7 protein-coding genes are annotated in these 7258 nt (G+C 58.2%); all 7 read left to right on the top strand.

What is annotated here, in order from left to right:
• Positions 1–644: 644 nt before the first annotated feature.
• Complete coding sequence (gene cyoA, locus ABR948_RS26675) at positions 645–1481, top strand: ubiquinol oxidase subunit II (protein ID WP_428123746.1); 837 nt, start codon at positions 645–647, stop codon at positions 1479–1481.
• A gap of 1 nt (position 1482) precedes the next feature.
• Positions 1483–3465, top strand: coding sequence for a cytochrome o ubiquinol oxidase subunit I (cyoB, locus tag ABR948_RS26670; protein WP_428123744.1), 1983 nt, complete (start codon positions 1483–1485; stop codon positions 3463–3465).
• Entirely contained in the window at positions 3462–4082 is a 621-nt protein-coding gene (gene cyoC, locus ABR948_RS26665; RefSeq protein WP_428123741.1) for a cytochrome o ubiquinol oxidase subunit III, read from the top strand. The genes cyoB and cyoC overlap by 4 nt, the downstream gene beginning before the upstream one ends.
• Positions 4082–4456 (top strand): cytochrome o ubiquinol oxidase subunit IV, encoded by a 375-nt coding sequence (cyoD, locus tag ABR948_RS26660; protein WP_428123738.1) that lies wholly within the window; start codon positions 4082–4084, stop codon positions 4454–4456. Before cyoC ends, cyoD begins: the two co-directional genes overlap by 1 nt.
• A 431-nt stretch (positions 4457–4887) precedes the next feature.
• A complete protein-coding gene (locus ABR948_RS26655) occupies positions 4888–6108 on the top strand; it encodes an acyl-CoA dehydrogenase family protein (protein WP_428123736.1) in 1221 nt (406 codons plus the stop codon).
• Positions 6109–6169: 61 nt separating this feature from the next.
• Complete coding sequence (locus ABR948_RS26650; RefSeq protein ID WP_428123734.1) at positions 6170–6991, top strand: enoyl-CoA hydratase-related protein; 822 nt, start codon at positions 6170–6172, stop codon at positions 6989–6991.
• Positions 6992–7055: 64 nt separating this feature from the next.
• The coding region (locus ABR948_RS26645; RefSeq protein WP_428123732.1) for a CoA transferase at positions 7056–7258 on the top strand (203 nt) is incomplete at its 3' end.

Here is a 7258-nt window from a genome sequence, read left to right as displayed (position 1 = left end):
TTCGGTGTTGCGTTCAGGAGAGAAACGGGCCTTACGCCGACGGAATGGCAAGTGTGGGAAGCCGTATGATGATTTCCAGAACGGCTGACGCTCTTCGCGCGCAAGACGCGCGCTTGCGTTCGCGATGCACTTGATAGCACATATCAGTTTTTCGGCGTCTCTGACGAAATCCCGCAGTTTCTGACGAGTCCGCGAACATAGTCCGTCTATAATTTTGAGAGCATCAGTGAGGGGACAGTTGCCCCCGTCGTCTCCTAGTCGGGGATGTCGGGAGGATGTTTTTCTGCGCGACAGCTCTAACCGACCATTCCGGGAGCATGACCAACGGAGTTTCCACGATGACCGTAGCTGCCCTATCCGTTCAGGAAGTCGTGTCGGTGACCATACCTACAGCGGCATCGTGCTTCAGCCGGGAAAGGTGGTTCACGATTATCTGCAATCGGACTACCAGCCACGTTGGGATGAAAATTTGTAGCAGCCCTAGAGATCGCCCATCCCAGCAAAGGCCTCGCGCCTGATGAGCGGTAATGGCGGCGACGGCGTCATCGCCAGGTCGACTGCTACGCCGTTCGACGTTGCCGTCTTAGCGGAAGGAACGAGCATTGCGAGCAAGCGGTAGTGTTAGCAGGATAATCGAGCGCAGCATGACCCTCGCGGCAGCCAGTGTCCTACTCGCATCTTGTGGCGAAGGCGTTTTGGATCCGCAGGGGCCGGTCGGGAAGGCCGAGCGCGTCATACTGTACAATGCAACGGCGATCATGCTCGCCGTGGTGGTGCCCGTAATTCTACTAACGGCGGTATTCGCCTATTGGTTTCGTGCCGACAACACGCGGGCAAAATATCTGCCTGACTGGGAATATTCCGGCAGCATCGAGATGATCGTCTGGTCGATCCCGGCTCTTGTCGTCCTGTTTCTCGGCGGCATCGCCTGGGTCGGTTCGCACGAACTCGACCCTCCCAAAACAATAGAGTCGGCCATTGCGCCGGTCGATGTCGAGGTCATCTCTCTCGACTGGAAATGGTTGTTCATCTATCCGGCCGAAGGTATCGCAAGCCTCAACCATCTCGTTGTGCCCGCCGGCGTGCCGCTCCGCTTCCGCCTGACTTCGGCAAGCGTGATGAACAGCTTCTTCGTGCCGCAGCTCGGCAGCCAGATATATACGATGCCGGGGATGACAACCCGGCTCAACCTGCAAGCTGACCGGGCTGGCTCCTATAGCGGCCTTTCGGCGCAGTTCAGCGGCGAGGGGTTCTCTGACATGCGCTTCGAGTTGTTGGCCGTTCCCGCCGACCAGTTCGAGGCATGGGCGAAGACTGTAAAGACCCGGGGCAGCGCGCTCAACGCTGCAGCCTTCGCCACACTCGTTCGCCCGAGCAAGGCCGACCGACCCGAGACCTATGCCTACGTTGCACCAGACCTTTTCGAGGCCGTTTCGTCGGGTCGCGTGGTCGAAGACTCCTCGTCACATCTGGAGAAGTAACATGCTGGGCAAGCTGACATGGGCAGCGATTCCCTTCGACCAGCCGATCGTGATGATTGCATCCGGGACAGTCGGCTTGGCGATTGTCGGTCTACTCGGACTCATTACCGTGAAAGGCTGGTGGCCGTATCTTTGGCGCGAATGGATCACCAGCGTCGACCACAAGCGCATTGGCGTGATGTATGTGCTTCTTGCTCTGGTCATGCTGGTACGTGGCTTCGCAGATGCAATCATGATGCGTTCCCAGCTCGCCTTAGCGGCCGGCGGCGCGCAGGGATTTTTGCCGCCGGAACACTACAATCAGATCTTTTCCGCCCACGGGACAATCATGATTTTCTTCGTGGCCATGCCCTTCGTCGTCGGGTTGATGAATTTCGCGTTGCCCTTGCAGCTCGGTGTCCGCGACGTCGCGTTTCCGGTGCTGAACTCCGTCAGCTTCTGGCTCACTGCGGCCGGAGTGCTCCTCGTCAACATGTCGTTGGTGGTCGGCGAGTTTGCCCGCACCGGTTGGCTCGCCTATCCGCCACTCAGCGAGATCGCCTATTCGCCGGGCGTCGGCGTCGACTACTATTTGTGGTCGCTGCAGATCTCCGGTTTGGGTACCCTGCTGTCCGGCATCAATCTCACAACCACTATCCTCAAATTACGTGCGCCGGGAATGGGGTATACCCGGATGCCGATCTTCTGCTGGACCGCACTAGCCTCGAATCTGCTCATAGTCGCAGCCTTTCCGATCCTGACGGCCACTTTTGCAATGCTGCTGCTTGACCGCTATCTCGACTTCCATTTCTTCACAAACGACGCTGGCGGGAACCCGATGATGTACATCAATCTCATCTGGGCTTGGGGTCATCCCGAGGTTTACATCCTGATCCTGCCCGCGTTCGGCGTATTCTCGGAAGTCGTTGCTACCTTCTCCGGCAAGCCGCTGTTCGGCTATCGTTCGATGGTGCTCGCGACGATGGTGATCTGCGTCCTCTCCTTTATGGTGTGGCTGCACCACTTCTTCACTATGGGCGCCGGCGCCAACGTCAACGCGTTCTTCGGCATCATGACGATGATCATCGCTGTGCCGACCGGTGTGAAGGTGTTTAACTGGTTGTTCACGCTCTACGGCGGCCGCATTCGCTTCACTGTCCCGGTCTACTGGGCGCTCGGCTTCATGGTGACGTTCGTGATCGGAGGCATGACCGGGGTGCTGATGGCTATCCCGCCAGCCGATTTCGTTCTTCACAACAGCCTGTTCCTGGTCGCGCATTTCCACAACGTCGCGATCGGCGGTGTCGTGTTCGGAGTTCTGGCCGGTTATACTTATTGGTTCCCCAAGGCCTTTGGCTTCACGCTCGACGAACGGTTGGGCAAAGCGATCTTCTGGTGCTGGTTTATCGGCTTCTATCTCGCCTTCATGCCGCTGTATGTGCTCGGTTTAATGGGCGCGACACGGCGGATGCAGCATTATCCCGAGATGGGTTGGCAACCGCTGATGCTGGTGGCGTTGGCAGGCGCGGTCCTGATCCTCTTCGGTATCGCGCTGACGGTGGTCCAGCTCGTCGTCAGCATCCGGACACGCGATCAACGCCGTGACTTGACCGGCGACCCCTGGAATGGCCGTACCCTGGAATGGTCGATCCCGTCGCCGCCGCCGCCGTGGAATTTTGGGCTCTTGCCGCAGGTGGAGGGCACGGACGTCTATTGGGCGATGAAGCAGGTCAGTAGCGGAACGCGCTCGAACGCCGCCGGGGACGCCTATCAGCCTATTCATATGCCGCGCAATAATCCAACCGGCTTCCTCGTGGCTTTCTTCGCGGTTGTACTCGGCTTCGCGCTGATCTGGCACATCTGGTTGATGGCTATTGCGGGACTGCTCGGTGAAGTAACCGTCGGACTGGTGCAGGCTTGGCGCACCAACGGCGAAATCGAAATCTCGGCGGAAGAGATAGCCATGGCTGAGAAAGCTCTCGTCGCGAGGGAGGTCGCCGCATGAACGTGGCGCATCAAGCGTTTGGCAGTTCTCCCGAAATTCCCCTCTCAATGCAGGGGCCTGCCCCAACCAGCGTCGTGGTTGGCTTTGGCTTCTGGCTGTTCTTGCTTTCCGACATCATAATCTTCGCGGCGCTTTTCGCTGCCTATGCAGTGCTGTCCGGTGAGACCGCTGGCGGCCCGAACGGCAACGAATTGTTCGACAAGGGGCATGTTCTGCTTGAGACCGCGTGTCTACTGGCGTCGAGCTTCACGTGTGGCCTTGGTTCGTTGGCAGTACAGCGCCGCGATAGGCAATGGACCTTCGTGTGGATGGCCGCAACCTTCATTCTGGGCGCAGCATTTCTGACATCCGAGGCGTCGGAGTTCAGCGCCATGCTTACGGCAGGTGCCGGCCCATCGCGCAGCGCGTTCCTGTCGGCGTTCTTCACACTGGTCGGCACGCACGGGCTGCACGTCAACATCGGTCTCTTCTGGCTACTAGTCATGATGGTCCAAATCATGACGCTGGGCTTCAGACCGATGGTGAGGCGGAGACTATTCTGTTTCAGCCTGTTCTGGCACGCGTTAGACATTGTCTGGATCGGCGTGTTCACCATTGTTTATCTGGGAGCTTCTTGATGAACGATCATTACGACGCGCAGGGCGAGGCACCTGGCATCAGCGAACACAGCGGTGGCGGCCTGCGCAGCTACCTGATTGGAGCCGGGTTCGCGACGATCCTTACGCTGGCATCGTTCTGGGCGTCGTCGACGCAACTCATCTATGGCCCCGGGGTGCCGATCCTGCTCGGCGTGCTCGCCATTGCCCAAATGGGCGTTCACCTTGTCTTTTTTCTTCACATCTCCAGCGCGCCGGATCAGACCAATAATTTCCTGGCGCTTGCATTCGGGATATTTGTCGTCGGCCTCGTCGTATTTGGATCGATGATCATCATGGCGAATCTCAACCATGCCATGATGCCGATGAACCGACTGATGCAGATGCAGCGTTAGATCGTCGACGCGAAGCGTCTCCCCTAACAATAATCGGGCGCCACGTGTGGTTGGGCCGTTGACGGATGCGCGAACCTCTATGACGATTTACAGAACCGCTGACACTTATCGCGCCTGGACACCCGCTCGCTTCCGCCAGTCTTCTCCTTCGATGGTGTTGGTGCGCGTTCGCAAGAGATCTGGCATCCATCAATTTATCGATGTCTCTGACGAAATCCCACAGTTTCTGACGAGTCCGCGAAATTCGGCGATCTATATTATTTTTCAGAGCATCGGCAAACCCGATCGCATCTGCCGCCAATCCGAACGAAAGTCGCCGTAGCCGGAACTCACGTACTGACAAGCACAAATAATCGGCTTGCCCTACTGATTGCTGAACAGGGTCACTGCCAGCGTGTTTCAGGCGCAAACCTAGGCAAAGGAAGACCGAAATGCCGACCACACAAGCAAGAACAGAGATTGCGCAATCGAAAAAACTTCCGTCCCCGAACAGCGACTTCTACCAACTCGTCGAGGCATTGAGCACCGAGGAACTCGCGGTCGTCAAAGAGGTTCGCGCGTTCATGGAATCCAAGGTCGCGCCGGTCATCAACAAATACTGGGCCGAGGACGCCTTTCCTTTCGAATTGTTGCCCGGGCTTAAGGCGCTGAACATCGGCGGCCTCGGTCTTTCGGGCTATGGCTGCAAAGGTGGTAGCCAAAAACTGTTCGGCTTCGTCGCAATGGAGCTGGCGCGCATCGACCCGTCGTTCGCCACGTTTTACGGCGTCCATGATGGCTTGGCGATGGGCTCGATACATATCGCCGGATCGGAAGAGCAGAAGCAGAAGTGGCTGCCGCCGATGGCGCGGATGGAAAAGATAGGCTGTTTCGGCCTCACCGAGCCAACGGTGGGCTCCGGAACGGGCGGCGGCTTGACAACGACGGCGAAACGCGAGGGCGACACCTGGGTCCTTAACGGCCAGAAGAAGTGGATTGGAAACTCGACATGGTGCGATGTGTCGATTATCTGGGCGCGCGATGTCGCCGACAATCAGGTCAAGGGATTTATCGTCGAGAACAAGTCGACGCCCGGCTTCAGCGTCGAGAAGATCGAGCACAAGATCGCGCTCAAGGTCGTCCAGAACGGCCTGATCACGCTGAAGGATTGTCGGGTATCGGAAGAGAACCGCCTGCAAGAGGGCAAATCGTTCCGTGACACCGCGCGGGTACTCCGCATGACGCGTTACGCTGTCGGGTGGATGGCGACGGGTTGCCAGGCAGGCGCCTATGAAAATGCGCTTTCCTACACTCAACAGCGGGAACAATTCGGAAAGCCGATCGCTTCGTTTCAGATGGTGCAAGACCTCATCGCCAAGATGCTTGGTAACGTGACGGCCTGCCAGTGCCTGATGCTTCGCCTCGCGCATATGGACGATGAAGGCAAGATGCTGGACCACCATGCGGCCCTCGCCAAGGCATTCAGCACGGCGAGAATGCGCGAGACCGTTGCGTGGGCCCGCGAACTGTTCGGCGCTAACGGCATTGTCGTCGACCACAACGTCGCTCGCTTCTTCGCGGACGCCGAGGCGCTCTACTCCTTCGAAGGCACGTTCCAGATGCAGAATCTGATCGTCGGCAAAGCCGTCACCGGATTTAGCGCTTTCGTCTGACGCGCTTTGTGTTTTCTCCGGTCCGAGCATGGCCTCACCGACAGAACAGGAGACGATCCAAATGAGTTCGCCGGCAACCGAGAAGCGACCAACAACTACTCTAACGCTTCAGAATGTCTTGTACGAGAAGATGAAGGGCATTGCGTATGTGACCCTCAATCGTCCGAAGGTGCTCAATGCTCTTAATACACCGACATGGGCGGACCTGCGAGCGGCGTTCGAGGACGCTCGCGATGACGAAGCCGTGCGGGGCGTCATCCTCACCGGAGCAGGCGACAAAGCGTTCATTGCCGGCGCTGACGTCAGCGAACTCGCGCACGTCACTGCCTTGCAGGCAGAACAGTCAAGCCGCTTCGGACAGGAGGTTCTCGATCTTATCGAGAACCTCGGCAAGCCGGTCGTTGCGGCCATCAACGGCTTTGCGCTCGGCGGAGGCTGCGAGACCGCGATGGCTTGCACTATCAGGATCGCCGTGGAGAGTGCAAATTTCGGTCAGCCCGAAGTCAAATTGGGACTTGTTCCAGGAGGCGGTGGAACGCAACGCCTGCCACGGATAGTCGGCAAGGGTCGCGCCCTGCAACTCATTCTCTCGGGCGAGATGATTACCGCTCAGGAGGCCTATCGCATCGGACTCGTCAACGAAGTCGTTCCGACCGCCGATCTCATCAATCGTGCCGAAACAATTCTCAAGCAGATCGCTTCCAACGCGCCGCTTGCCATCAAATTCGCGCTGGGTGCAGCGAACAAGGGAATGGAGATGAGCCAGAGCGAGGGCTTACTGCTTGAAGCGTCCTATTTCGGCCTCTGCGCCGCGACGGAAGACAAGCAGGAAGGCACATCGGCCTTCCTTGAAAAACGAATCCCGCAATTCCGCGGACGCTAGACGTCTCACCGCGACGCGCCGCCCGGCGACGGATCGTCGTGTATAGCGAGCATAGGAGATAAGAATGGCTGACGACAATATCTTTACTGGCTTGAAGGTCGTGGACTTGGCGAGCTTCATCGCGGGTCCGAGTGCCGCCGTGATTTTATCCGATTTTGGCGCCGACGTCATCAAGGTCGAGCCGCCAGCGGGCGACCTTTGGAGAAGGGCGCATAAGATCCCGCCGCAACCGCAAGCGAATGATGCCTATCCCTGGCACCTGGCCAA

Source organism: Bradyrhizobium sp., assembly GCF_050014615.1.
Taxonomy (GTDB): domain Bacteria; phylum Pseudomonadota; class Alphaproteobacteria; order Rhizobiales; family Xanthobacteraceae; genus Bradyrhizobium.
This window is presented reverse-complemented; position numbering and strand designations above follow the sequence as displayed.

Coding starts and splice junctions, on each gene's coding strand:
- ABR948_RS26650 (WP_428123734.1), top strand. CDS start 6,170: ATGAGTTCGCCGGCAACCGAGAAGCGACCAACAACTACTCTAACGCTT.
- cyoC (WP_428123741.1), top strand. CDS start 3,462: ATGAACGTGGCGCATCAAGCGTTTGGCAGTTCTCCCGAAATTCCCCTC.
- cyoA (WP_428123746.1), top strand. CDS start 645: ATGACCCTCGCGGCAGCCAGTGTCCTACTCGCATCTTGTGGCGAAGGC.
- ABR948_RS26655 (WP_428123736.1), top strand. CDS start 4,888: ATGCCGACCACACAAGCAAGAACAGAGATTGCGCAATCGAAAAAACTT.
- cyoB (WP_428123744.1), top strand. CDS start 1,483: ATGCTGGGCAAGCTGACATGGGCAGCGATTCCCTTCGACCAGCCGATC.
- cyoD (WP_428123738.1), top strand. CDS start 4,082: ATGAACGATCATTACGACGCGCAGGGCGAGGCACCTGGCATCAGCGAA.